Here is a 24,516-nt window from a genome sequence, read left to right as displayed (position 1 = left end):
GTCCGCCTCCCCGCCCGGTCCGGACTCGTGGTCCACGGAGTCTTCGCGGTCGGCGGAGTCCGTGGGCTCTTCGGGTTTCTCGGCGCGAGCGGTGTCCCCGGCGACGCCCTCCCCGGCGACCGGGCCCGCCGAGGGGCCCGTCGTCCCGGCCGCCGCGTCCGCACTCGCAGCGCCCGTCGTGGCGGCGTCCTCGGCCAGGATCGCTCGGCGCCGCGCCGAGAGGTCGGCGAGCCAGAGCGGCTGCATCATGTGCCAGTCCTCCGGGCGGGCGGCGATGTCGGCGGCGAAGACGTCGGCGACCTGCTGCGTGGCGGCCTGTACCTCGGCCGGACTCGCACCGGTCACCGGCACGGGTTCGTAGAGCCGGATCGCCCAGCCGTCGTCGGTGAACTCGCACGCGGCGGGCACCAGCACCGCCCCGGTCGCCGCGGCGAGCCGAGCAGGCCCGCTCGCCATCCGGGTGGTCTCGCCGAAGAACTGCACCTCGACGCCCCGGCGGCTCAGGTCGCGGTCGGCGATCAGACACAGCAGACGGTTCTCGCGCAGCCGGGTGAGCAGCGTCGACATCATCTGTCGGCCACCGTCATGGGGAAGGATCTCGAAGCCCATCGACTCGCGGTACGCGACGAACCGCCGGTACAGCGGCTCCGGCCGCAGCCGCTCGACGACCGAGGTGAATCCGCCGTACCTGCTCACCGCCCACACGCCTGCGATGTCCCAGTTGCCGCTGTGCGGCAGGACCGCGATCGCGCCGCGTCCCTGCGCCAAGGCCGCATCCAGATGCTCGCGGCCGACCACGCCCGCGTCGACCCGCGCGCTGACGGTCCGCAGGTCCATCGCAGGGAGCCGGAACGCCTCCCGCCAGTAGCGGAGGTACGACCGCATCGATCGCCGGACCAGGTCGTCGAGTCCCGCCTCCGTCAGCTCCGGCGCCACCCGCCGAAGATTCCGGCGAAGCTGGTCGATGCCCCGGCCGCCGCGCCGCACCGCCAGATCGGCGCCGGCCTGGAACAGCAGTCGGGCCGCCCGCTCCGGCAACAGCCGCACCAGGCGCCATCCTGCGGTGTAGGCGCCGTCGACGAGCCGCTCCCGCAGCGAGTGTGTCGAGTGCGTCGAGGAGCCGTCCGCTGGGCCGCTCATACCGCCTGCTCCGAGGCGGAGCGGTGCACGGCCAGCAGACGCTGTCCCACGGTGATCACCGAGAGCACCGCCAACAGCCACAGGCTCACTTGGAGGATGTACGGCACGCCGAGACCGTGGATGCCGACGCCCACCAGCCCGATGATCAACCGCTCGGCCCGCTCGACCAGCCCGCCGTCGGCGGACAGCCCGGAGGCCTCGGCCCTGGCCTTGACGTAGGAGATCACCTGGCCGCAGCTCAACGAGATCAGCGCGGCGATGCCGGTCACCCGATCGTCGGCACCGACGAAGCACCAGTAGGCGATGGCGCCGAACAGGGCCGCGTCGGCCAGTCGGTCGCAGCAGGAGTCCAGCACCGCGCCGAAGGTGGTGGTGCCGCCGCTGACCCGCGCCATCGCGCCGTCGAGAAGGTCGAACAGCACGAACACCGTGACCACCGCCGCGCCGACGAACAATTCGCCCCTGGGCAGGAACCACAGAGCGGCGACGATCGTGCCGAGGGTGCCGATCACCGTCATGACGTTCGGCGAGAGCCCACGACGCACCAGCCACCCGCCCACCGGATCGGTGACGCGGGAGACCGAGGCACGCGCGAAGATGTTGAGCATGGGACTGGTCGACTCAGACCTTCCATCGACGGCGCGAACCCGGGCGGGTCCTGCCAGCGGGCATGTCAGGTTTCGGAAATCAGACTAACGAGCGACACCGCACCGCACGGCGGCGGCATCACCGACATTGCCGACATCGCCCCTCGCGCGGGACCCGGTCGGGTTCATCCGCTCTCCGCCCAGGCGGCGGCGAGCAGCGAACGGGTCTCCCCCAGGAGTTGCGGCAACACCTTGGTGTGGGCGATGACCGGCATGAAGTTCGCGTCGCCGCCCCAACGCGGCACCACGTGCTGATGCAGATGCGCGGCGATGCCCGCGCCCGCGACGGGGCCCTGATTCATCCCGATGTTGAAGCCGTGCGGCGCCGAGGCCAGCCGGATCGTCCGCATGGCGCGCTGGGTGAAGTCCGCCAGCTCGACCGTCTCCCGAGCCGTCAGGTCGGTGTAGTCCGGGACGTGCCGGTAGGGCAGCACCATCAGATGGCCGGGGTTGTACGGGTACAGGTTGAGCACCGCGAAGACCAGCTCACCGCGAGCGACGATCAACGCGTCGGCGTCGTCGAATGCCAGCAGCAGACAGAACGGACAGCCGTCCTCGGCCGTGCCCGCAGGCTTGTTCTCTCCTCGGATGTAGCTCATCCGGTGCGGTGTCCAGAGCCGTTGCAGGGCGTCGGGGATGCCGACGCCCTGCTGCTCGGCGAACTCGGTCATCCCGGTCGCACGGGGTCGAAGGCCTCGGCGGTCGGGGAGGAGTTCTCCCGGCGGCCGACCCAGTCGGCCAGCGCCTCGACCGCTCGATCCACCGGCACGCCGTTGATCTGGCTGCCGTCACGGAAGCGGAAGGAGACCGCACCCGCCTCGACGTCCTTGCCGCCTGCCAGCAGCAGGAACGGCACCTTCTGCGTCGTGTGGTTGCGGATCTTCTTCTGCATCCGGTCGTCGGAGGTGTCGACCTCGACCCGCAGCCCCTTGGCCCGCAGTGCCTTGGCGACGCCCGCCAAGTACTCGGCATGCTCGTCGGCGATGGGGATGCCCACCACCTGGACCGGCGCGAGCCAGGCGGGGAAGGCACCCGCGTAGTGCTCGGTCAGGATCCCGAAGAAACGTTCGATGGAGCCGAACAGCGCCCGGTGGATCATCACCGGCCGCTGTCGCGAGCCGTCGGAGGCGGTGTACTCCAGGCCGAACTTCTCGGGAAGGTTGAAGTCGAGCTGGATGGTCGACATCTGCCAGGTGCGACCGAGCGCGTCCTTGGCCTGGACGGAGATCTTCGGCCCGTAGAAGGCCGCACCGCCCGGATCGGGGACCAGCTCGAGCCCGCTCGCCACGGCGACCTCCCGCAGCGTCTCGGTGGCCTCGGCCCAGACCTCGTCCGAGCCGACGTACTTCTCCTCGTCGCGAGTGGACAGTTCCAGGTAGAAGTCGTCCAGCCCGAAGTCGCGCAGGAGGTCCAGCACGAAGGTGAGCAGCGACCGGATCTCCTCGCCGACCTGCTCCGGGGTGCAGTAGATGTGCGCGTCGTCCATCGTCAGGCCGCGCACCCTGGTCAGGCCGTGCACCACGCCGGACTTCTCGTAGCGATACACCGAGCCGAACTCGAAGGCCCGCAGCGGCAGCTCACGGTAGGACCGGCCCCGCGACTGGAAGATCAGGTTGTGGAACGGGCAGTTCATCGGCTTCAGGTAGTAGTCCTGGCCGGGCTTGCGCACCGCGCCGTCGGCGTCGACCTCGGCGTCCAGGTGCATGGGCGGGTACATGCCGTCGGCGTACCACTGGAGGTGTCCGGAGATCTCGAACAACGTGCCCTTGGTGATGTGCGGGGTGTAGACGAACTGGTAGCCCGCCTCCTCGTGACGACGGCGCGAGTAGTCCTCCAGCTCCCGGCGGATGATGCCGCCCCTGGGGTGGAAGACGGGCAGCCCGGAGCCGATCTCGTCGGGGAAGCTGAACAGGTCCAGCTCGGCCCCGAGCCTGCGGTGGTCCCGGCGCTCGGCCTCCGCCAGTCGCTCCAGGTACGCCTCCAGCGCCTCGGTGGACTCCCATGCGGTGCCGTACACCCGCTGGAGCTGCGGGTTCTTCTCGCTGCCCCGCCAGTAGGCCGCCGCGCTGCGCATCAGCTTGAACGCGGGAATGTGCTTGGTGGTCGGGATGTGCGGACCCCGGCACAGGTCGCCCCAGACCCGCTCGCCGCTGCGCGGGTCGAGGTTGTCGTAGACGGTCAGCTCGGCGCCGCCGATCTCCATCACCTCGGAGGTGTCCACCGCGGCCTCGCCCTGGCCCGGCCCGCCCTTGACGTCGACGAGTTCGAGCTTGTAGGGCTCGGCGGCCAGCTCCTCCTTCGCCGCGGTCACGGAGCCGACGACCCGTCGGGAGAACCGCTGTGCACCCTTGACGATCTGCTTCATGCGCTTCTCCAGCGCCTGCAGGTCCTCCGGAGTGAAGGGACGCGGCATGTCGAAGTCGTAGTAGAAGCCGTCGGTGACGGGCGGACCGATGCCCAACTTCGCCTCGGGGAACAGGTCCTGGACCGCCTGGGCCAGCACGTGGGCCGTCGAGTGGCGGATGACGGCCCTGCCGTCCTCGGTGTCGGCCGCCACGGGGATGACGTCGGTGTCGGTCTCCGGCGCCCAGGACAGGTCGCGCAGGACGCCTGCCGGGTCGCGGACCACGACGACGGCGTCGGGGCCCTTGGCGGGCAGCCCCGCCTCGCGCACCGTCGTCCCCGCGGTGGTCCCGGCCTGCACCCTCACGGGCGACGCGGACTCGGGCGGCGGGAACTGCGGTCGGGACACGGTCACTCCTTGACGATGACGGAAACACCGGGCACGGTGCGGACCCCGATGCTATCCGGCGCCGTCGCGCCGACACCGCACGGTTTGCCCCGCCGAGGCTCGATGCCATGCCCGCCATGGGCGCGGCGCACGGCGCCGGACTCGGCGCGACCGGCGACCCCGCCCGCTAGAGGGTCTTGGACAGCAGCAGCAGCCGATCGGCCAGGGCGGCGGCGCAGGCGTCGAGCCAGCGCCTGCCCTTCTCGGCGGAGGCCCGGCCGGGTTCGTCGGTGTAGCCGTCGATCCGGCGCCACCGCTCGCGGCTGTGCAGGGTGATCCCCGTCATCGCCTGGAGTTCGCTGACCGCGCGGGCGCCCGGACGCTCCTCCACCAGCTCCTCGCGCAGGGCCAGCAGCATCGCGGTCTCGAACACTCCGGCGTGTCCCGGCACCAACGGGCTGTTGCCGCCCGCCTCGGCAGGGAACAGGTCCCAGTAGTCCGCATAGCCGACCGAGAGGTCGAATCGGATCGCGGCGGCCTCGGCCACCGAGTGGCAGGGGCCCTTGTTCCCGCCGTGGCCGTTGACGAGGACCACGCGGCGCCCGCCGCCCATCGCGATGGAGCGGACGAGGTCGAGCAGCACCTGGGTGAAGGTCTCGAAGGTGAGCGAGAGGGTGCCGCCGAAGGGCAGGTGGTGGTCGGACGAGCCGAAGGCCACCGGCGGGGTGATGATCAGCTGCCGTGGGCAGCGTTCCGACGCCTGCGCCACCGCCGCCTCGACGACAGCCTGAACGATCAGGGTGTCCGTTCCGGTCGGCAGGTGCGGGCCGTGCTGTTCGATGGCGCCGACCGGCAGGATCACCAATCCCTCCGGCAGGGCCTCGATGAGACGTTCTCGGGTGGAGCCATGCCACCGCATCACGTTCACCGATCTCCTCCTCAGCACTCAATCGGTGAAGAATGGACTGCGTCATCACGAGGATGAGTCCCGGATCTCGGTATCATCTATCACTCGGATGAGCGGTCGCGCTCGCCCCTCGGGGAAATCAACGTCCGGTTCGTTACGCACCGCAATCAGTGGAATCGCGTCCCGCACGCACCCGCACAGCTGAGCTACGCTGTAGACGTGAGTGCAGGGTTGGAGACAGTGCTGGCGAACGCAGGTCTGGGAGTGTCCCCCAGGGAGTTCCTGACCTTCGTCGAGGACGCCGTGCGCAAGCTCGCACCGCCACGCCCTGATCCGGCCGCCCATCTCTCGGTGGACGAGCGCGAGGCCCTCACCGAGGTCGGGCTCGACCTGTCGCACCGAAGCGAGACCGAGAGCGACCACCGCGCGCGGGCCGTGGCCCAGCAGGCGGTGCTGCACGACTCGGCACTGACCGTGCCGCAGGCCGCCGAGGCCCTGGGCATCGACACGAGCCGGGTCAGGCACCGCATCGCGGAAGGACGTCTCGCGGGCTGGAAGGATCAGCGTGGCTGGCGACTGCCCGCCTGGCAGTTCACCACCCACGGCGTGCTCCCCGGCCTGGACGTCGTGCTGGCCTCGGTGCCCGCCGACCAGCCTCCGCTGGTCGTCGCGGCGTTCATGTCCAGCGTGCAGGAAGATCTCCAGGTGGGGCCTGCGAACGCCGCCCCTCGGGACTGGCTTCTCGCAGGCGGTGACCCGGCCAGGGTGGCCAGGCTCGCCGCCCGGCTCGGCGAACCCGTCTGAGCGGCCCGACCCGAACCGCCTGAACGAGAGACGAACGACTGACGATGGCTCGGCTTCCTCAGCCGCCCGATCCCGACGTCCTGCGCGCGATGCTGCGGGAGACCGAGGACGTGGTGGCCGTCCACCAGGCGACGCGGCTGGTACGCGTCTTCACGACCGGCGGCAGACATCAACAGCACTGGAACACCTTCCGACGGGTAGGCCCGCTGGCCCACGCGCGCTTCGACCCGCATCCGGTCGCGGACGACGCCCCTGCCCCTGCGGGGGCTCCCGGTGCCGCGAAGGCCGCTGACGGGGTCCTGTACTTCGGGTTGTCCGTGCGCACCAGCATCGCCGAGGTCTTTCAGGCAGGCTCGATCGTCGACCGCCGCACGAGGGCACCACACCTGGTGGTCCTGCGCCCCGTCCGCCCCCTGCGGCTGCTCGACATCGCGGGGCTGTGGCCCACCAGAGCCGGGGCGTCCCAGGCGATCAGCAGCGGGCCCAAGGACAGGACTCAGGCATGGGCCAGGGCCATCCGCACGGCGTATCCGCAGCTCGACGGGCTGTGGTACCGATCGTCGATGGACTCGGGCAGCCCGGCGGTGTGCCTGTGGGATCCGCCGTCGGGCAGCGCGCTGCCCGACTCCCCCGACGTGCTGCTGCCGCTGAACCATCCGGGGCTCGACCTGCCGCTGGGCCGGATCTGCGAACAGCTGCACTACACGCTGCTCGACTGAGCCGTCCTCGCCGGTCGACGCTGCGTCAGCCCGCCTCGACTATGGCGGCGGACGACGCACGAGGCGGAACGGACTGCACCAGGAGCGGCCGGGAGTAGCGGATCTCCGGGAGGCTGAAGCCGGGCAGCTCCAGCGGCCGCACCACCTCGTCGCAGTCCCAGCCCATGGCCTCGTAGAAGGCACGGCCCTCGGCGTTGCCCTCCATCACCCACACCACGACGTGCTCGAAGCCCGCCTCTGCCAGGTGCGCCAGGCCCGCGTCGTGGGTCAGCCTGCCCGCACCGGTCCGCAGCCACGCAGGCGCGGCGTACAGCGAGATCAGCTCGCCGGTGCGGCGGGTCGGGTGGGCGTCGGCCTGCTCGGACAACGGGCCCACCGTGGCGTAGGCCCCGATCTCCTCGGCGGGCTCGGCGCTCGCGCGCGAGTCGGCGGGGTCCGATCCGGCAGGGTCCGGCTCGGCGGGGCACACGGCCAGGAAGTCGGCGTGCGGCGCCGGCCAGGCCAGCGTCTGCTGCCAGTTCGGCGTCTGGTCCACCCTCGACAGGCCGTCGAGCAGGGCGTCCGGCATCAGGCCCCGGTAGACCCGCTGCCAGGCCGTCACGTTCATCCTGCCCAACACGGCCGCGTCGGCAGGCACGGCGCGTCGCAGTGTCCATCGCATTCGCGTCATCATGCCGGGGACAGGCTGCGGGAGTAACGGACCTCCGGAATCCGCTCGCCGCCGATCTCCGACTCCAGCGCGACCCCGTCGTCGGACCAGCCGTGACGCTCGTAGAAGCGACGACCGGACAGGTTCGCCCGCAACACCCAGAGCACCGCATGTTCGAAGCCCTGTTCGGCGAGGAAGTCCGTCGCCGTCTGTGACAGGGCATGGCCTGCGCCGGTCCCCCACACATCGGGATCGACGTACAGGGCGACGAGTTCTCCGACACGCACGCCGGGCAGCCGGTCCCGCTCCTCACGCGCCGAGGAGACGGCGCAGTACGCGCCGAGCCTGCCTGCCTCGTCGAGCGCCACGAAGACCGCGCTCGGCTCGGGCCGCCCCAGCCAACGGGCCCAGCCCGGCTCCCTGGACTCGGGTCGCAGCCCGAGGAGGACGCTCGCCGGGACCACGCCCGGATAGGCCTGCTGCCAAGACCGGACGTTGATCCGGGACACCTCGGGGGAATCCGCCGGGACCGCTCGACGCACCGTCCATCGCATGCGAAGAAGAATGCGGCTTCGCCTGCGCTCGGGGCCAGCGGTTTTCCGACGTCGAGGCCGACCAACCAGCTGGCACGCCACGCCGCCCGCCAGCGGGGACACGCCGTGCCTGCCCCGATGACGCCTTCCTGACCTGCCACGCCGCCTGCCGGGGCCGCGACCAGCGGTGCGCGGTCCCGGCTCCGCAGGCGGGCGTGGCGGAGCACGCCGTCCCGGCGCCTCCTCGTCGTGCCTCCCGGCCCGGCAGGCCCCGTCGCGGCAGGCCCCCCGTCTCGGCAGGCCTCCGTCTCGGTCCAGGAGACGCCGGACATCCGACCAGCACGCAGGACGTCGCCGAGACGACTCAGCGCTCGGCCGCGCCGCGCACCGGCATCCGGCGGTTCCAGAAGTCCAGCACGGCGTCGAAGCGCTGGCGCCGATGCCGTGGCTGGCCGCTGCGGCTCAGTTCGTGTCCCTCGCCGGGGAACAGCAGCAGTTCCACGTCGACGCCCGCCCGGTGCAACGCGACGTACTGGCGCTGAGCCTGCTCGACCGGGCAGCGCCAGTCGTGCTCGGAGTGCACCACCGCGAAGGGGATCTCGACCCGATGGGCGTGATAGACGGGGCTCTTGTCCCGCCACACCTGCGGGTCCGGGCCGAGGTAGGCCTCGGTGAAGAACCAGCCGATGTCGGAGCTGCCGTGGAAGGAGTCCCACGCGTTGACCGCGCGCTCGCTCCAGGCGGCCGTGAACCGCTCCCCGTGGTGGGCCGCCAGCCAGCTCGTCATGAACCCGCCGTAGGAGCCGCCCATCACGCCGACCCGTGTCGCGTCGCACTCCGGCTCGGCAAGGCCGAGGTCGAGCGCGGCGAGGAGGTCGGAGACGTCCACCGTGCCCATGGCCTCCACCACCGCGCGTCCGTGTCGCTGGCCGTAGCCCGCCGACCCGCGCGGGTTGGACATGACCACCGCGTACCCGGCGGAGGCGTAGACCTGGGCCTCGTCGAAGAAGCTCCACTCGTAGGGGGCGAACGGTCCGCCGTGCACCAGCAGCAGCACCGGATGCGGGCCGGGACCTTCCGGCAGCACCAGCCAGCCGTGGACCGGGTAGCCGTCCGGTCCGGCACCGATCAGCTCCCGCAGCGGGCGTACCCCTCGATCCCGGATGTCTCGCCCGTAGTCGGTCAACGTCGTGGCGGCCTCGGCGGCGGCCGCGTCGTCCGAGGCGTGCACCGTGGTCAGCACGACCTCGGCGGGTCCGTCGACGTCCGCCCGCACCACGGCGATCCGATCGCCGTGCACCACGAACCGCCGCACCGAGGCCCGTTCCTCGGTGAGCGCGGGAAGCGCGGAAAGCGGCGCCGCGATGACGTCGTCGGGCACCAGCCGCAGCCGCGCGGAGCCGCGCTCCCGGACGACCACCAGGACGCCGCTTGCCACCGGCACGGGACCGCAGCCCGACTCGACGTCGACCGTCTCGACGTCGGTCAGCCGGACGCCCTCGGCGATCCGGCCGTCGGCGGGCAGCTCGGCCCGGAACAGCCCGCCGTTGCGTGCCACCTCGTCCAGGCCTGCGAACTCGGTGCCCAGGTAGTACAGGCGGCCGTCCGCGCTGACCACCGGGGCGGACACGGTGCCCGTCGAGCGCACCGCGAGCCTCGGTGCCGCACCCGAGACCGGCACCACGTAGAGGTCCCTGTGCAGTGTGTCGACGCGGCCGAGGTCCCGATCCGCGACGACGACGAGTCGGCTGCCGTCGGGCGCCCAGGCGGGCTGGTCGACGTCGAACTCGCCGTCGGTGAGCTCAACCGGCTCGGAGTCGCCGTCGACGACGTCCACCACGAAGAGCCTGCGCCGCTGGTCGCCGAGGAAGCCGACGCCGTCCACGCGGTACATCAGCCGGGTGATGTGACGCGGCGCCTCCGCCGAGGCGTCCACGCCCTCCTCGGTGCCGTATCGGCCCGCCTCGCCGACCCTGGCGACGAACGCGATGCGCCGCGAGTCGGGGCTCCACACCGGCTCACCCGCGCCGCCCGGCAGCGCGGTGAGGCGCCGGGCCTCGCCGCCGTCCACCGGCATCACGAAGAGCTGAGGGCGCTGTCCCGCCTCCGCACGGAGGAAGGCCGTCAGCCGCCCGTCCGGCGAGATCCGAGGGGTGCGATCGCGGCCTCCTCTGGTCCACCGCGCCGGGTCGCCGCCGTCGAGCGGCACCCGCTCGATCCCGCTCAGATAGGCGTTCTCCTCGAGGTCGGGACGGGTCACCTCCACCAGCAGCAGATCGCCGTGCAGGGCGAGATCACCGGGAACACGCAGGACGGAAAGGTCTTGTGGACGCACGCGGCCGAAGCTACCCCGCACAGCCGACCGCGCCGGGGAGTCCGAACCAAATCGTTAGCAAGTCTCACAAGATTCCGTCCGCGCCGCTCCGGCCCCGCTACCGTCTGTGCATGACACGCATCCACTTCACCGGCGGTCGAGTCTTCGACGGGACCGGCTCCCCCGCCCGGCCCGCCGACGTGACCGTCGCGGACGATCGCATCGAGTCCGTGACCGGCAGGCCAGAGAGAGTCGACTCCCGCTCCCGGTCCGGGGAGCAGATCATCGACGTGAGTGGCGCGACCGTGCTGCCCGGCCTGTTCGACTGCCACACCCACGTGATGCTCGGCGGCATCGACACCCTCCAGACGGTGACGACGCCCTTCTCACTGCCGTTCTTCGCGGCGGTCGGGAACCTGAAGACGACGCTGAGCTGTGGGATCACCTCCATCCGCGATGCGGGCGGGGCGGACCTCGGCGTGGCGGAGGCGGTGCGACGCGGCATGATCCCCGGGCCTCGGATGCAGATCGCGATCTCCATGCTGTCCCAGACCGGCGGTCACGGCGACGACCACCTGCTCAACGGCGGCCGCCTGCCGCTGATGCCCTCGCATCCCGGCAAACCGAACACGGTCGTGGACGGCCCGGACGAGGTGCGCAGGAAGGTCCGCGAGCTGATCAGGGCGGGCGCCGACGTCATCAAGGTCGCCACCAGCGGCGGGGTCGCCTCCCAACGCGACGACCCGCGCCACGCCCACTTCCGAGACGACGAGGTGGCGGTCATGGTCGCCGAGGCGAAGGCGGCCGGGATCGCGGTGATGGCCCACGCCCAGGGCACCGAGGGCATCGCCGTGGCGGTGCGCAACGGAGTGCGCTCCATCGAGCACGGCATCTACCTGACCGACGAGGTCATCGAACTGATGCTGGAGCACGACACCTGGCTGGTCCCGACGCTGCACGCGCCGAGGGCGCTGCTTGCGGGCGCGGCATCCGGGGCGGGGCTGACCACCGGCGTGATCGACAAGGCGCGTCGAGTGCTCGATCAGCACATCGAGTCGGCTCGCGCGGCGATCGCGGCGGGAGTGCGCATCGCGATGGGCACGGACGCGGGCGTCGGACCACACGGCGACAACCTCGATGAACTACGGCTGCTCACCGAGTGCGGGATGAGTCCGGAACAGGCCCTGCACGCCGCGACCCGCTCGGCCGCGGAGCTGCTGGGCGTCGCCGACCGGCTCGGCACGCTGGAGCCGGGCAGACAGGCCGATCTGGTGGTGCTGGACGGCGACCCGGCCGCGCTGATCCCCCTGGGAGGAGCCGCGATGCGGGCCGCCGTCCGCGAGGTCTGGACGGACGGCAGGCGGGTCTACGCCAGAACCGAGACGTCCGAGACCTGACCATCGAGACGGCGCTCGCCGAACGAGACGACGAACGGCGAGCGCCGGTCGGTCAGTCGACCTTCTTCACCGCACTGGGATCGCGCTTGACCTTCCACAGGCTGGCGACGGTGGTCACCACGAGGATGCCGATGATGACGGTCAGCGACAGGCCGGTGGAGACCTCGGGCACGGACAGGGGCTCGCCGCCGTTGAGGAACGGCAGGGTGTTCTCGTGCAACGCGTGCAGCACGAGCTTCACACCGATGAACGCGAGGATGAGCGAGAGGCCGATCGACAGGTACACCAGACGGTTGAGCAGTCCACCGACCAGGAAGTAGAGCTGCCGGAGTCCCATCAGCGCGAAGGCGTTCGCGGTGAACACCAGGTAGGGCTCCTGGGTCAGACCGAAGATCGCCGGGATCGAGTCGAGGGCGAACAGCAGGTCGGCACTGGCGATGGCCACCAGCACGATCGCCATCGGCGTCAGCCAGGTCTTGCCGTCGATGCGCACCATGGACTTGCTGCCGTGGAAGTCGTCGGTCACCGGCATGAAGCGGCGGGTCAGACGCACCATCAGGTTGTCGGCGGCGTCGGAGTCGTCCTTGTCCTTGTGGCGCAGCAGGCCCCAGGCGGTGTAGATGAGGAAGGCGCCGAAGATGTAGAAGACCCAGCTGAAGCGGTCGATGGCGGCGGCACCCACCGCGATGAAGATGCCGCGCAGGACCAGGGCGAGCAGGATGCCGATCAGCAGCACCCGGTGCTGATGGATCTTGGGGACCGCGAAGGTCGACATGATGATGACGAAGATGAAGAGGTTGTCGACGCTGAGCGCCTTCTCCGTCACATAGCCCGCGTAGAACTCACCTGCCATCGTCCCGTCGACGACGACCCACAACCCGATGCCGAACACCACGGCCGCCAGGACCCAGGCGATCGACCAGATCGCGGCTTCTTTCAATCCGACCTCGTGGGGATTACGCCCCACCAACACGAGATCAACGGCGACGAGCGCGAGCAGCACGCCGACCGTGACGAACCAGACCCACATGGGGACGTCCACAGACCTACCTCCGGTGTCAGAACACGCCGATCACCGGAGGTCTCTTCCGCCGGCCAACGACCGACCGACGGCCCCGGGCATCCTCACCAGAGGACCACCGTGATGACGAGACCGCCGCGAAGGAATACTCCCCTCCACCAACCTGCGCATTGTCTATCACGTGTCGCCCCACGCACCACTCGGGGTGAGCAGCGACACCACGCGCACCTCCGGTGTTCCGCCAGAGGTCTCGCTCCATCGCGTGAGAAGACTCGGCCTGACCATCGGTGATCTCCGAAGGAGCAGGCGGGGCGGGTCCGCGCCGGTCCGGCCGTCCGCGACGACCGACCGGCGCAGCGGACTCCCCGTTCGGCGACGATCGGTGACGAGATCACGCGCCGACGGTGATGTCTCCCTTACAGTCTCCGCTGTGCCCGTCCGACCCCGACGGACCAGGAGACCGCTGTTCGCGGTCGCCCTCGTCCTCCTGATCAGCGCAGGGTTCCTGCTATGGCCCCGCGAGGACGCCGTTCCGGAGGTCGGTGCGCGCGACCTCACGCTGGAACTGCCCGCAGGCCCCGGCGACGCCGCGCGCGTGAGCATCGACGCCACGCTCTACACCCCGGAGCGCACCCCGGCGCCCGCGATCCTGCTGGCGCACGGCTTCGGCGGCAGCAAGGCCGATCTCGCCGAGCAGGCGAGAGGCCTGACCGAGCGAGGCTTCGTGGTGCTCGCCTACTCGGCACGAGGCTTCGGCGCCAGCACCGGCCGTATCGGGCTGAACTCGCCCGATCACGAGGTCAACGACGCCAGGGAGCTGATCACCTGGCTGGCGGGCAGGCCACAGGTCCTGTCGGACGGCCCCGACGACCCGGTGGTGGGCGTCGCGGGCGCCTCCTACGGCGGCGCACTGGCGCTGCTGCTGGCGGGCACCGACGATCGAGTGGACGCCATCGCGCCGATGATCACCTACAACGACCTCACACACGCCCTGCTGCCCAACTCCGCAGGTGACCCGCCCGCAGGCGCGTCGACGCCCGCGGCAGGCCCCGATGCCGTGCCCGGCGTGTTCAAGCAGTCCTGGGCGGCCGCCCTGTTCAGCACGGGCTTCACCCCCGCAGGCCCGCCGGAGCCTGCCGATCAGGCATCGGCGGATCAGCCAGACGCCGATCAGGCAGAGCCGGCAGCACCCGCGAGCGCGGACGGCCCGCTGACCTGCGGCCGGTTCAGCAGCGCGGTCTGCGAGGCCTACACGGAACTCGCCACGACCGGCAGACCCAGCGCCGAGACCGTGGACCTCCTCGCCGCCCGATCCCCCTCGTCGGTGACCGACTCCATCCAGGCACCGACGCTGCTCATCCAGGGCAGGCAGGACACCCTGTTCGGCCTGGAGGAGTCCGACGCCACCGCGCGCGAGATCACCGAGGCAGGCGGCACCGTGCGCATGATCTGGTACGACGGCGGCCACGACGGCGAGTCGCCCGGTCCGGACCTCCTCGACGAGGTCGGCGACTGGTTCGACTTCCACCTCGCGGATCGCGGGTCCGATCCGGGCACCGGATTCGAATACGCCCTGCCCAACACCGGTCCCAACGAGGAGGCCCCGCCCCAGACCGTCACCGCGGCGGCCTATCCCGGTCTGGCCGAGGACGACGGCACCGCCTGGGAGAACCTTCGGCTGGCAGGCGAGCCGACGCCCGTGCTCAGCCCGCCCGGCGGTCAGCCCGCCTCGGTCAGCAGCCTGCCCGGCCTCGGCCTGGGCGGCCTGCCCGCAGGCGGAGCAGGCGGCCTCGCCACGGACCTGCCAGGCCAGGTCGCGACGTTCACCAGCGAGCCCTTGTCGGAATCGGTCCTGATCGCCGGAGCACCGAGGATCACGCTCCAGGTCTCCGCCGTCCCCGGCCAGCCCAGGACCGGGTCGACGGTGCTCTTCGTCAAGCTCTACGACCTCGGGACCGGCGACGACCGCAGGCTGCCGGGTGGTGCGGTCGCGCCGATCCGGCTCGGGGACCTGCGCGCCGACGGATCACCCACCGAGGTCGTGGTCACGTTGCCCGGCATCGTGCACACCCTCGACGCAGGCGACCGGGTCGAGGTCGCCGTGACCACGACCGATCAGGCCTACCGAGGTACGACGCAGCCGGGCGTCACGCTGGTCGGGCTCGGCGGCGACGAACACCTCAGCCTGCCCACCGTCGCAGGCACTCCCACGAACATCGAGCCGCCGACGGAACCGCTGCTCGGCGCGCTGGCGGTGGTGGTACTGGGTGTCGCGGTGGCGGTCGTCAGCGCGATCCGACGGCGGCAGACGGCGGACTTCGACCCCGAACTGGCCGACGTCCCGCTGTCGACCGAGGGACTGGGCAAGTCCTACGGCGGCGGAGTCGCCGTCGTCTCGGACCTGTCGATTCGCGTGGATCCCGGCCAGGTCGTCGGTCTCCTCGGGCCCAACGGCGCAGGCAAGACCACCACGCTGCGCATGCTGCTCGGCCTGATCTCGCCGTCGGAGGGGTCGGTGCGGGTCTTCGGTCACCTCATCCGGCCGGGGGCTCCCGTGCTGTCTCGAGTCGGCTCCTTCGTGGAGGGGGCGGGATTCCTGCCGCATCTGTCCGGCCTGGACAATCTGCGGTCCTACTGGGCCGCCACCGGGCGTTCCGAGGAGAGCGCCCGGCTGGACGAGGCGCTGACGATCGCGGGCCTGGGCACCGCCGTGCACCGCAGGGTGGACGCCTACAGCCAGGGCATGCGGCAGCGCCTGGCCCTTGCGCAGGCCATGCTCGGCATGCCCGACCTCCTGGTGTTGGACGAGCCTGCCAACGGCCTCGACCCGCCGCAGATCCATCGGCTTCGCACGGTGCTCGCCGACTACGCCGCCACCGGACGCACCGTGCTGGTCTCCAGCCATCTGCTCTCCGAGGTGGAACAGACCTGCGATCACCTCGTGGTGATGCACCGGGGCAGGCTGGTCGCGGCGGGACCGGTCTCCGACATCGTCACCGGCGACGGCGAGGTCACCTTCGTGGTCGACGATCCGGCGGCGGCGGGTCTGGCTCTGCGCACGCTGCGCGGAGTCGAGGAGGTCGCCGCCGACGAGAACTCGGTGACGGCGCGGCTGGTCGACACGCCCGTGTCGACAGTGGTCGCCGCCCTGGTGGCGGCAGGCATCGCGGTCGACCAGGTCGGCCCGCGTGGCAGGCTCGAGGACGCGTTCCTCCAGCTCGTGGGAGGAGAGACCGCACCGTGAACAGGCCACAGAACGAGGCGATCTCGCCCGACGCACCCGTCGAGGGCCCGTCGGAGGATCGCGCCGCATCGCACTCGCACGCATCGCACTCGCACGCAGGGACCTGGCGTGACGCCGGGCAGGGTGCCGCCACGGGCTACCGTCCGTCGAACACGCTGCGCCTGCGCGTCGAGCTGGGCAGGCAGCTGCGGCGAAGACGGACGCGGATCACCCTGGCCTTACTGGTCGCCCTGCCGGTCATCCTGTGGGCCGCCTTCCAGATCGGCACCGACGAGTCGGGGCCCGAACGCGGCGGCTTCGTCGATCTGGCCACCGGCAGCGGCCTGAATTTCGCGTTGTTCTCGCTGTTCGCCTCGGTCGGCTTCCTCTTCGTGGTGGTCATCGCGCTGTTCTTCGGGGACACGGTCGCTGGCGAGGCCGCCTGGTCGAGTCTGCGGTACCTGTTGGCCGTGCCGATCCCCCGCGCCAGGCTGCTGCGGCAGAAGGCGCTGGTGTCCGGGCTGCTCGGGCTGGCGTCGCTGGTGCTGCTGCCCGGTGCGGCGCTGCTCGTCGGTCTGGCTGCCTACGGCTCGGGGTCACTGACCACTCCTGCCGGCGAGACGCTGCCCTTCGCCACCGGCCTGGCGGCCCTGGCGATGGTCGTGGCCTACCTGCTCGTCTTCTACCTGTGGATCGCGGGGCTCGCCCTGCTGCTGTCGGTGTCCACCGATGCGCCGCTCGGTGCCGTCGGCGGCGCGGTGCTCGTGTTCATCGTCTCGCAGATCCTCGACCAGATCACCGCGCTCGGCGATCTGCGGATGTTCCTGCCCACGCATTACGCCTATGCCTGGACCGACCTGCTCAGCGCGCAGCCCGACTTCACCGACCCCGCGCGGGGCGTGTTCGCGTCCATCGCCTACGCCACCGTGTTCCTGCTGGCGGCAGGCTTCCGCTTCGAGCGCAAGGACATCACGAGCTGACCTCGGCTCGCCCTCCTCTGGCGAGACAGCCGCACGACCGGCGACCGGGACGGGCGACCAGGTGCGATCGGGCCGCCCTGCCGGCCACACCGCGTCCCGCGCCGCACCGGCGGCTCGTCGCCACGGGTCGCCTCACCGGACGCAGAACTCATTGCCCTCCGGATCGGTCAGGACGATGCACCAGCCGGTGACGCCGTCCACCTCGCGGAGCTCCGCCGCCCCCGCCTGCACCAGACGCTCGACGTGCGCCCGCGCCCTGGCCTTCTGCTCGTCCATGTCCGCGGCGCCCTCGCTGACGTGGACGTCGAGACGGACCCGGTTCCTCGCCGACCCGCCCTCGTGAACACGCTGGAACACCAGCCCGGGCCTGCTGCCCTCCGGATCGCGCACCGCGGCCCGGTCGTTCCAGCGCGCCGCGGGCAGGTTGACGGCCCGACCGAAGTCCTCCCACGTCGCGAAGCCCGCGGGCGGCGGCTCCAGCTCGTACACGAGAGCCTCCGCCCAGAAGTCGGCGAGCCGGGCAGGGTCGATCGCGTCGAACGTCACCTGAAAACCGATACTCATCCACTCACCTCGCCGTCGAGGCTAACCCCGCGCCCGGACGACGCGAAGATCATCGCGACGAGTCCGCTTCAGGACACCCCGGCGGCGTCCATCGACCGCAGTTCCTTCTTCAGGTCGGCGATCTCGTCGCGCAGCCTGCCCGCCAGCTCGAACTGCAACTCACGGGCCGCGTTCATCATCTGATCGGTGAGCTGCTGCACGAGATCGGCCAGCTCCGCCCTCGGCATCGAGGTGGTGTCCCGATCGGCCAGCACGCCCGCGCTGCCCCGAGGCTGTCCCCGCTCGCCGACCGGCTTGCGGCCTCGGGAGGCGTTGCGCCCGCCGACCTCGGTCGTCGCGGTGTCCTCGGCCTCGGAGTACACCTGATCGAGGATGTCGGCGATCCGCTTGCGCAGCGGCTGCGGATCGAGCCCGCGCTCCTCGTTGTAGGCGATCTGCTTGGCCCGCCGTCGGTCGGTCTCGTCGATGGCCCGACGCATCGAATCCGTCACCCGGTCCGCGTACATGTGGACCTCGCCGGACACGTTGCGCGCCGCGCGGCCGATGGTCTGGATGAGGCTGGTGCCCGACCGGAGGAAGCCCTCCTTGTCCGCGTCCAGGATCGCGACCAGCGAGACCTCCGGCAGGTCGAGGCCCTCGCGGAGCAGGTTGATGCCGATCAGCACGTCGAACTCGCCGAGGCGCAGCTGCCGCAGCAGCTCGACCCGACGCAGGGTGTCGACCTCCGAGTGCAGGTATCGCACCCGGATGCCCAGTTCGAGCAGGTAGTCGGTCAGGTCCTCGGCCATCTTCTTCGTAAGCGTGGTGATGAGCACCCGCTCGTCCCGCTCCGCACGCAGCCGGATCTCGTGCACCAGATCGTCGATCTGCCCGTCGGTCGGCTTGACCAGCACCTGCGGGTCGACCAGGCCGGTCGGGCGGATCACCTGCTCGACGAACTCACCGCCGGTCTGCCCCAGCTCGAAGGGGCCGGGGGTGGCGGACAGGTAGACGGTCTGCCCGATCCGATCGGAGAACTCCTCCCAGGTCAGCGGCCGATTGTCCAGTGCGCTGGGCAGCCGGAAGCCGTGGTCGACCAGGGTCCGCTTCCGTGAGGCGTCGCCCTCGTACATCCCGCCCACCTGCGGCACCGTGACATGGGACTCGTCCATGACGAGGAGGAAATCCTCGGGAAAGTAGTCGATGAGGGTCGCGGGCGCCGAGCCCGCCTCCCGGTCGTCCATGAAGCGGGAGTAGTTCTCGATCCCGGAGCAGAAGCCGACCTGGCGCATCATCTCGATGTCATAGGACGTGCGCATCCGCAGCCGCTGCGCCTCCAGCAGCTTGCCCTGTCCCTCCAGCCGAGCCAGCTGCGTCTCCAACTCGGCCTCGATCGAGTGGATCGCCTTCTCCATCCGGCCCGGTCCGGCGACGTAGTGGGTGGCGGGGAAGATCCGCACCTCCGTCAGCTCACGGACCACCTCGCCGGTCAACGGATGCAGGTAGTACAGCTTGTCGACCTCGTCGCCGAAGAACTCGATGCGGACGGCCAGCTCCTCATAAGCCGGGATGACCTCGACGGTGTCCCCGCGGACCCGGAACGTGCCTCGGCTGAAGGCCAGGTCGTTGCGGTCGTACTGGACGTCGACCAGTGCGCGCAGCAGCAGGTCGCGGTCGACCTCTTGGCCGACGGCCAGCGGGATGGAGCGGTCGAGGTAGGACTGCGGAGTGCCCAGGCCGTAGATGCAGGACACGGAGGCGACCACGATGACGTCGCGCCGAGTCAGCAGACTCATCGTCGCCGAGTGCCGCAGTCGCTCGACGTCCTCGTTGATCGAGGAGTCCTTCTCGATGAAGGTGTCGGTCTGCGGGACGTACGCCTCGGGCTGGTAGTAGTCGTAGTAGCTGACGAAGTACTCCACGGCGTTGTCCGGGAAGAATCCGCGCAACTCGTTGGCGAGCTGGGCGGCCAGCGTCTTGTTCGGCGCCATCACCAGCGTCGGTCGCTGCACCTTCTCGACCAGCCAGGCCGTGGTCGCCGACTTGCCGGTTCCGGTCGCGCCGAGCAGCACGACGTCGCGCTCGCCCGCACGCAGGCGCTTCTCCAGCTCGGCGATCGCCTGCGGCTGGTCCCCGGCAGGCTCGTAGTCGCTGACGACGCGGAAGCGGCCGTCCGAGCGGGGGACGTCGCTGATCGGACGGAACTGGGAGGAGGCGGTCACCGGTGCATCTGCCACGCCGACCAGCGTAGGCCTGCCCTCCGACATCGTCCGTCGTCGTGGGCGACGCCACTGTCGTGCCGAGTCACACCACTGTCGTCACACCACCGTCGTCACACCACTGTCGCGCCGCCCCGGCGGCTCGAAGACCACCCGCGACATGCTCGGGTCGGCCACCCGTCGGGCGGACCTGTCGCCACAGCACTTACACGATCGGGGGATCACGCTACGGTCACGGATTAGGCAGTATGGGTGTATGAGCGTCGAGGTTCAGATCGCGTCGCACGTCCACGCGCCCAAGGTCGAGACGTTCGACCTGGACCGCATGACCAATACCGATCCCAAAGGGATCGTCCGCACCGTGGACCGCTTCGAGGTTCACCCGTTCGGGCTGTTTCTCGCTCGGCCGGTCGTCGGACACCACCGCATCGCGTACCTCCGCTCCTGGCTGCTCCCGGAACTGGGCCTTCGGGTGACGGACTACGACCTGCACCCCGGCGCGGTGCCCGACTGCGATCTCTACCTGGACCTGGTGGCGGTGACGCCGGGAAGGACCAGCTGGACGAGCGTCGACCACTATCTCGACCTGTTGGTCTGGACGGGCCGAGGCATCACCGTCGTGGACTCCGACGAGCTGTTGGCCGCGCTCGCCGCCGACCTGCTCGACCCCGCCAGTGCACAGATCGCCATGGAGAACACCCACCGCGCGGTAGAGGGCATCGCCGCCAACGGTCACGACGTGTTCCGGTGGCTGCGGACGGCAGGCTTCGACCTCGCCGGGACGACGAACACCCCACACCCGGCCCTACCAGCCGATTAACCGGCATTCGAGGCCGCGTCAACCGCTGATGCGGTGGGGTTGTGACCAATTGACGGAAAGCAATCCACACGATGGCGATCCGTGACGGAAAAGAAGCAGTAAGCCTGGTCACAAACAGCGCCCACGCCGCTACGCTCTGGCCCTGTGGGCGCCGTTATCACTCCGCAGTTGGTCGATGTGGTCGATACGATCACTTCGGTACGTAATTATTCCTCGGGTACCCGCCGACGTCTCACCACCTGTTCTGTCGAACGGTGGGGACTTCGGATGGAATACCTCACCCCGGAAGACCCCTTCGCGGGTTCCGAGGTGACCTGGATCCTCGCCGATCTCGGGCTACGGCTGGTGCACCAGCGGCCGCGCTCCCGACACGGACGCAGTGGTCCCAGTGTCCTCACCGCCGTGCATGTCGAGCGAGATCATCGCAGCTGGCGGACCACGGACCTGCTGCTCGGACTCGCCGTTCCCGGCGGGACGACGGCACGGATCGTGCGTTCCGAGGAGTTCGCCGCCGCCGTGGCGGGCCGGGTCCTGCCGCCGAGAGACGCCGATCTCGCGCTGCGCACGGTGCACCGGACGCTGGAGGAGGTCAGCCTCCAACGGCACGACCTCTCCCGGTGGCTGCTGTCCTCCGGGATCTTCGAGAGCTGGCCGCCGCGCTGAGTGCCTGCCGTCGATCGGCGGCCGCCCACCGCGTCGCTGCATCCTGCGCCGAGCAGGCAGGCCCGCTCAGCGACCCGCACGGTCACGGCCGATCCGCGACCGTGACGTACAGGTCGGCGGGCCTGCCCGGATCAGCCGACCGAAACACTCGGGCGCCCTGACGTCCGGCATCGGCCCGCTGGTGCCGAGCCGCCGCATCGGCGAGCGGCGGGAACCCCGCCTGAGCGAGCAATGGCGTCAGCGAGTCGGCGGTCTCGACCGACGGCACGGCGAGCTCGAGCTCGAGCAGGTCGGGGGCCGGGCGCCCCGGCTCGGCCGTGGCTCCGACGTGTTCGATCGCCGCCGCCCGTTCACCCAGCTCATGACGCAGTCTGCGGATCAGGCGGCCTGCCTGCGCGGGCCACTCCGGGTCGTGCTCGCGAACGGTGCCGTCGACCGACTGCGCGGGCCTGCCCAGGCGCAGGTTCTCCTCGAAGGGCCGCACCCGATCCCTGCACAGCGCGTCCACCAGCGTGATCAGCTCCGCCTGCGCACCGTCGTTGTCGAGCCAGACGTCCGCCACGGCCCGCCGGTCCGCCCGGCTCGCCTGGCTGGCAATGCGCGCCCGCACGGCCTCCTCGGTCATGCCCCTGGTCCGCCGCACCCGCTCCACTCGGATCGCTTCGTCGGCGTCGACCACCACCACCAGGTGATAGCCGGGCGCCAGACCGTTCTCCACGAGCAGGGGGACGTCATGCACGACGACGGCGTCGGCCGGGGCCTCGGCGAGCACCTCGGCGGTCCGGGCGCCCACCTTGGGATGCACGATCTCGTTGAGCCGAGCACGAGCCGCCGGATCGGCGAACACCAGCTCGCCCATGGCGGGCCGATCCAACTCGCCGTCGTCGGTCAGCATCCTCGAACCGAAGGCGTCGACGATCTCCGCCAGTCCCGCCGTGCCGGGAGCGACGACCTCCCTGGCCAGCCGGTCGGCATCCACGATCACCGCCCCGTGGTCCGCGAATCGCCTCGCGACGGTCGACTTGCCCGCCCCGATCCCTCCGGTCAGCCCGATACGCAGCACTCGGCCATCCTGCCGGCCGCGTCACGACATCGGCCGGTCCGTCCCCTCCGGAGAAAGGACGGACCGGCCGTCGCGGTCGGCCTACCAGCCGGTCGCCGCCCGGATCTCAGCCTCCAGATAGGGCGTCATGGTCCGCATGTACGTGGCGCCGATGTGGTTGTGATCCAGGTACACCAGGACGTTGCCGATCGCAGGCGGGCAGGCGTCCTCAGTACAGATGTAGTCGCTGAAGTCGAAGAACGACACGTTGCCAGGTACGTCGCCGATCAGCGCGTACGGCGGAGTCTCGGGAAGCAGCTCCGCCCTCGACGTCGAGCACTCCGGCGCGTCGACGCCGTTCTCCGCAGCGCACTCCGAGGGCTTGAAGTCGAAACGGGGGTTGTCCCGCATCGCGAGCACCGGGATGCCCTCGTCGTCGAGGCGCCGCCACTGGTCGACGTAGCCGGGCGGCGTCGCCTCGGTGAGACCCACTCGGACGTCACGGGAGCCGATGGTGAAGACGGCGTCCGGTGCCATCTCGATGATCTCCTCCGTCGCGTCGGCGTTCCACTGCCGACATCCGTCGTCGTTCGGGTCCGTCTCGGACTCGAGCGAGAACGGGCAGGCACCGCGCAGCATCGAGGTGATCTGCCAATTCTCCCGATCGGCGATCTCGTAGAGGGCGGTCGCCCACTGTTCTGCATGGGAGTCGCCGACGATGACGATGTGCCGTGCGAAGTCGTCACCGACCGCGTTGCGACAGATCTCCAGCTCCTCGTTGCGGCCCGAGTTCGCGCAGTGCGCCTGTTCGATCTGCGCCCAGTCGTCGCCGATCGCGATGTAGGACGGCGCCACCCCGACGTCCTGGCCACCGCTGTACTCGAAGCCCGGGGTGCGGGCCGCGGCACCGGGGAAGTCGGGATCGCCGACGGCGACCTCCTGGGCGGTGACCTGCCGATGCGCGATGTACTGCCAGGTCCCCGCCGCCGCGAGGACCGGGATCAGCAACACCAGGCCGAAGCGATACCCCGCCCACGGCGTGCGCGTCCCCACCGCCGACCGCCGCAGCGGATTCTCCACCAGGTGATACGTCAACACCGACAACACGACCGAGACACCGATGATGAAGGCACCGCCAGCGAGGCCGACCTCGGTACGCTGCCGGGCCACCAGGTAGAAGATCAGCACCGGCCAGTGCCAGAGATACAGGGCGTAGCTGATGTTGCCCAGGTACTCCAGCGGCCGGGAGGACAGGATCCAGTCGACGCCGAAGCGGGTTCCCGAGGCACCCGCCAGGATGACCAGCAGCGCCGCCATCGTCGGCCAGAGCGCCATGTAGCCGGGGAACACGGTGCCGACCTGGAGCACCAGGCCGCAGGCCACCAGCGCGATGATGCCGAACCACCCGAGCAGCACTCTCGCGAGCTTCGGCAGGTTGATGTGGTCGATGCCCAGCATCAGCAGCCCACCGAGAGCGAACTCCCACACCCTGGTCAGCGAGTTGAAGTAGGCGAACGGCTGGTTGGCCGCCGTGCTGATGATGGAGAGGATCAGCGAGGCGGTGAACACCAGGAACAGCGTGCCGAGCAGCGTCAGCCGGAGCCGGTTGCGCGTGAGCTTCGCGACGCCGATGACCAGCAGCATCAGCAACGGCCAGACAATGTAGAACTGGCCCTGGATCGACAGCGACCAGTAGTGCTGGACGGGGCTCGCCTCGTTGGTCTGGGCGAGGTAGTCGACCGAGTCGGCGGCCAGCTGCCAGTTCTCCAGATAGAGCGCCGAGGCGATGATCTCCCGAATCGTCTGGAACCAGCGATTCTGAGGCAAGAGCAGGACGGCGGCCGCCATGACCGCGATCAGAACGGTGAGTGCGGCGGGGAACAGCCGCTTGATCATCCGCCCCCACAACGGACGAAACTGGATACCCCCCGACCGCTCCACACTCCGCACCAACTGACCAGTGATCAGAAAACCCGAGATCAGGAAGAAGACATCCACCCCACCGGACACCCGACCCAACCAGATGTGATACACGACCACCAGCAGCGACGCCACCGCCCGAAGCCCCTGCAACTCCGGCCGATACTTCCGCACCACAGGCGGCGCCACCAGATGGGAACCGGTCACCGGCTTCGTCACCTCTGCATTCGATCCGGCAGTACCT

At 70.3% G+C, this 24,516-nt stretch carries 19 protein-coding genes and 1 pseudogene; 7 read left to right on the top strand and 13 right to left on the bottom strand.

Annotated features, from left to right (window positions below; genetic code table 11):
- Nucleotides 1-189 precede the first annotated feature (189 nt).
- The 5 genes and pseudogenes from UA75_RS10895 to UA75_RS10875 form a co-directional block, all read right to left on the bottom strand.
- A pseudogene (locus UA75_RS10895) lies at nt 190-1,140 on the bottom strand (phosphatidylinositol mannoside acyltransferase); the annotation flags it as partial.
- Entirely contained in the window at nt 1,137-1,748 is a 612-nt protein-coding gene (gene pgsA / locus UA75_RS10890) for a phosphatidylinositol phosphate synthase (protein WP_075740139.1), read from the bottom strand. The gene pgsA and the pseudogene UA75_RS10895, both read right to left, overlap by 4 nt.
- A 164-nt stretch (nt 1,749-1,912) precedes the next feature.
- Nucleotides 1,913-2,458 carry an HIT family protein gene (locus UA75_RS10885; protein ID WP_075740138.1) on the bottom strand — a complete coding sequence of 182 codons (546 nt, stop codon included), beginning with the start codon at nt 2,456-2,458 and terminating at the stop codon, nt 1,913-1,915.
- Nucleotides 2,455-4,539, bottom strand: a complete 2,085-nt coding sequence (gene thrS, locus UA75_RS10880; protein ID WP_412459533.1) for a threonine--tRNA ligase — start codon at nt 4,537-4,539, stop codon at nt 2,455-2,457. Before thrS ends, UA75_RS10885 begins: the two co-directional genes overlap by 4 nt.
- A gap of 166 nt (nt 4,540-4,705) precedes the next feature.
- A complete protein-coding gene (locus UA75_RS10875; RefSeq protein ID WP_232237829.1) occupies nt 4,706-5,437 on the bottom strand; it encodes a creatininase family protein in 732 nt (243 codons plus the stop codon).
- Between the two features lie 207 nt (nt 5,438-5,644).
- Here UA75_RS10875 and UA75_RS10870 point away from each other — a divergent pair, with 207 nt between their 5' ends.
- Nucleotides 5,645-6,229 carry a helix-turn-helix domain-containing protein gene (locus tag UA75_RS10870; protein ID WP_075740136.1) on the top strand — a complete coding sequence of 195 codons (585 nt, stop codon included), beginning with the start codon at nt 5,645-5,647 and terminating at the stop codon, nt 6,227-6,229.
- Nucleotides 6,230-6,273: 44 nt separating this feature from the next.
- Nucleotides 6,274-6,948 (top strand): RES family NAD+ phosphorylase, encoded by a 675-nt coding sequence (locus UA75_RS10865; protein ID WP_075740135.1) that lies wholly within the window; start codon nt 6,274-6,276, stop codon nt 6,946-6,948.
- A 25-nt stretch (nt 6,949-6,973) separates the two neighbouring features.
- Here the strand turns inward: UA75_RS10865 and UA75_RS10860 are convergent, their stop codons facing one another.
- From UA75_RS10860 to UA75_RS10850, 3 genes are all read right to left on the bottom strand, one after another.
- Nucleotides 6,974-7,609, bottom strand: a complete 636-nt coding sequence (locus UA75_RS10860) for a GNAT family N-acetyltransferase (protein WP_075740134.1) — start codon at nt 7,607-7,609, stop codon at nt 6,974-6,976.
- Nucleotides 7,610-7,617: 8 nt separating this feature from the next.
- Nucleotides 7,618-8,151 carry a GNAT family N-acetyltransferase gene (locus UA75_RS10855; protein WP_075740133.1) on the bottom strand — a complete coding sequence of 178 codons (534 nt, stop codon included), beginning with the start codon at nt 8,149-8,151 and terminating at the stop codon, nt 7,618-7,620.
- Between the two features lie 343 nt (nt 8,152-8,494).
- On the bottom strand, nt 8,495-10,465 hold the full coding sequence (locus UA75_RS10850) for a S9 family peptidase (RefSeq protein WP_075743665.1): 1,971 nt from the start codon (nt 10,463-10,465) through the stop codon (nt 8,495-8,497).
- Nucleotides 10,466-10,575: 110 nt separating this feature from the next.
- Here UA75_RS10850 and UA75_RS10845 point away from each other — a divergent pair, with 110 nt between their 5' ends.
- On the top strand, nt 10,576-11,841 hold the full coding sequence (locus UA75_RS10845; RefSeq protein ID WP_075740132.1) for a metal-dependent hydrolase family protein: 1,266 nt from the start codon (nt 10,576-10,578) through the stop codon (nt 11,839-11,841).
- Nucleotides 11,842-11,893: 52 nt separating this feature from the next.
- Here UA75_RS10845 and UA75_RS10840 read toward each other — a convergent pair whose 3' ends face one another.
- Entirely contained in the window at nt 11,894-12,883 is a 990-nt protein-coding gene (locus tag UA75_RS10840) for a TerC family protein (protein ID WP_075740131.1), read from the bottom strand.
- A 409-nt stretch (nt 12,884-13,292) separates the two neighbouring features.
- Here UA75_RS10840 and UA75_RS10835 point away from each other — a divergent pair, with 409 nt between their 5' ends.
- Together UA75_RS10835 and UA75_RS10830 are read left to right on the top strand one after the other, a co-directional pair.
- The gene (locus UA75_RS10835; RefSeq protein ID WP_075740130.1) at nt 13,293-16,106 is read left to right on the top strand and encodes an alpha/beta fold hydrolase; all 2,814 of its coding nucleotides are present in this window, start codon (nt 13,293-13,295) and stop codon (nt 16,104-16,106) included.
- The gene (locus UA75_RS10830; protein WP_232237719.1) at nt 16,103-17,065 is read left to right on the top strand and encodes an ABC transporter permease; all 963 of its coding nucleotides are present in this window, start codon (nt 16,103-16,105) and stop codon (nt 17,063-17,065) included. The genes UA75_RS10835 and UA75_RS10830 overlap by 4 nt, the downstream gene beginning before the upstream one ends.
- A 132-nt stretch (nt 17,066-17,197) precedes the next feature.
- On the opposite strand, the gene UA75_RS10825 is transcribed toward UA75_RS10830, so the two are convergent.
- Entirely contained in the window at nt 17,198-17,629 is a 432-nt protein-coding gene (locus UA75_RS10825) for a VOC family protein (RefSeq protein ID WP_075740129.1), read from the bottom strand.
- A gap of 68 nt (nt 17,630-17,697) precedes the next feature.
- Nucleotides 17,698-19,875, bottom strand: a complete 2,178-nt coding sequence (uvrB, locus tag UA75_RS10820; protein WP_075740128.1) for an excinuclease ABC subunit UvrB — start codon at nt 19,873-19,875, stop codon at nt 17,698-17,700.
- A 208-nt stretch (nt 19,876-20,083) separates the two neighbouring features.
- Between uvrB and UA75_RS10815 the strand changes: the two genes are divergently transcribed.
- Both UA75_RS10815 and UA75_RS10810 read left to right on the top strand, forming a co-directional pair.
- On the top strand, nt 20,084-20,647 hold the full coding sequence (locus UA75_RS10815) for a DUF402 domain-containing protein (RefSeq protein ID WP_075740127.1): 564 nt from the start codon (nt 20,084-20,086) through the stop codon (nt 20,645-20,647).
- Nucleotides 20,648-20,914: 267 nt separating this feature from the next.
- Complete coding sequence (locus tag UA75_RS10810; RefSeq protein WP_232251189.1) at nt 20,915-21,310, top strand: DUF402 domain-containing protein; 396 nt, start codon at nt 20,915-20,917, stop codon at nt 21,308-21,310.
- Nucleotides 21,311-21,392: 82 nt separating this feature from the next.
- Here UA75_RS10810 and coaE read toward each other — a convergent pair whose 3' ends face one another.
- Entirely contained in the window at nt 21,393-22,373 is a 981-nt protein-coding gene (coaE, locus tag UA75_RS10805) for a dephospho-CoA kinase (protein ID WP_075740125.1), read from the bottom strand.
- Nucleotides 22,374-22,454: 81 nt separating this feature from the next.
- Entirely contained in the window at nt 22,455-24,491 is a 2,037-nt protein-coding gene (locus UA75_RS10800; RefSeq protein WP_075740124.1) for an acyltransferase family protein, read from the bottom strand.
- Nucleotides 24,492-24,516 lie beyond the last annotated feature (25 nt).

The organism is Actinoalloteichus sp. GBA129-24, from assembly GCF_001941645.1.
GTDB lineage: Bacteria > Actinomycetota > Actinomycetes > Mycobacteriales > Pseudonocardiaceae > Actinoalloteichus_A > Actinoalloteichus_A fjordicus.
The sequence above is the reverse complement of the archived record's forward strand: the minus strand, read 5'-3'. Positions and strand labels throughout refer to the sequence as shown.

What these genes read in the sequence shown, in the direction of transcription:
- pgsA (WP_075740139.1), bottom strand. Translation starts at nt 1,748, where the DNA reads ATGCTCAACATCTTCGCGCGTGCCTCGGTCTCCCGCGTCACCGATCCG.
- UA75_RS10885 (WP_075740138.1), bottom strand. Translation starts at nt 2,458, where the DNA reads ATGACCGAGTTCGCCGAGCAGCAGGGCGTCGGCATCCCCGACGCCCTG.
- UA75_RS10875 (WP_232237829.1), bottom strand. Translation starts at nt 5,437, where the DNA reads ATGCGGTGGCATGGCTCCACCCGAGAACGTCTCATCGAGGCCCTGCCG.
- UA75_RS10865 (WP_075740135.1), top strand. Translation starts at nt 6,274, where the DNA reads ATGGCTCGGCTTCCTCAGCCGCCCGATCCCGACGTCCTGCGCGCGATG.
- UA75_RS10860 (WP_075740134.1), bottom strand. Translation starts at nt 7,609, where the DNA reads ATGCGATGGACACTGCGACGCGCCGTGCCTGCCGACGCGGCCGTGTTG.
- UA75_RS10855 (WP_075740133.1), bottom strand. Translation starts at nt 8,151, where the DNA reads ATGCGATGGACGGTGCGTCGAGCGGTCCCGGCGGATTCCCCCGAGGTG.
- UA75_RS10845 (WP_075740132.1), top strand. Translation starts at nt 10,576, where the DNA reads ATGACACGCATCCACTTCACCGGCGGTCGAGTCTTCGACGGGACCGGC.
- UA75_RS10825 (WP_075740129.1), bottom strand. Translation starts at nt 17,629, where the DNA reads ATGAGTATCGGTTTTCAGGTGACGTTCGACGCGATCGACCCTGCCCGG.
- uvrB (WP_075740128.1), bottom strand. Translation starts at nt 19,875, where the DNA reads ATGTCGGAGGGCAGGCCTACGCTGGTCGGCGTGGCAGATGCACCGGTG.
- UA75_RS10815 (WP_075740127.1), top strand. Translation starts at nt 20,084, where the DNA reads ATGAGCGTCGAGGTTCAGATCGCGTCGCACGTCCACGCGCCCAAGGTC.
- UA75_RS10810 (WP_232251189.1), top strand. Translation starts at nt 20,915, where the DNA reads ATGGAATACCTCACCCCGGAAGACCCCTTCGCGGGTTCCGAGGTGACC.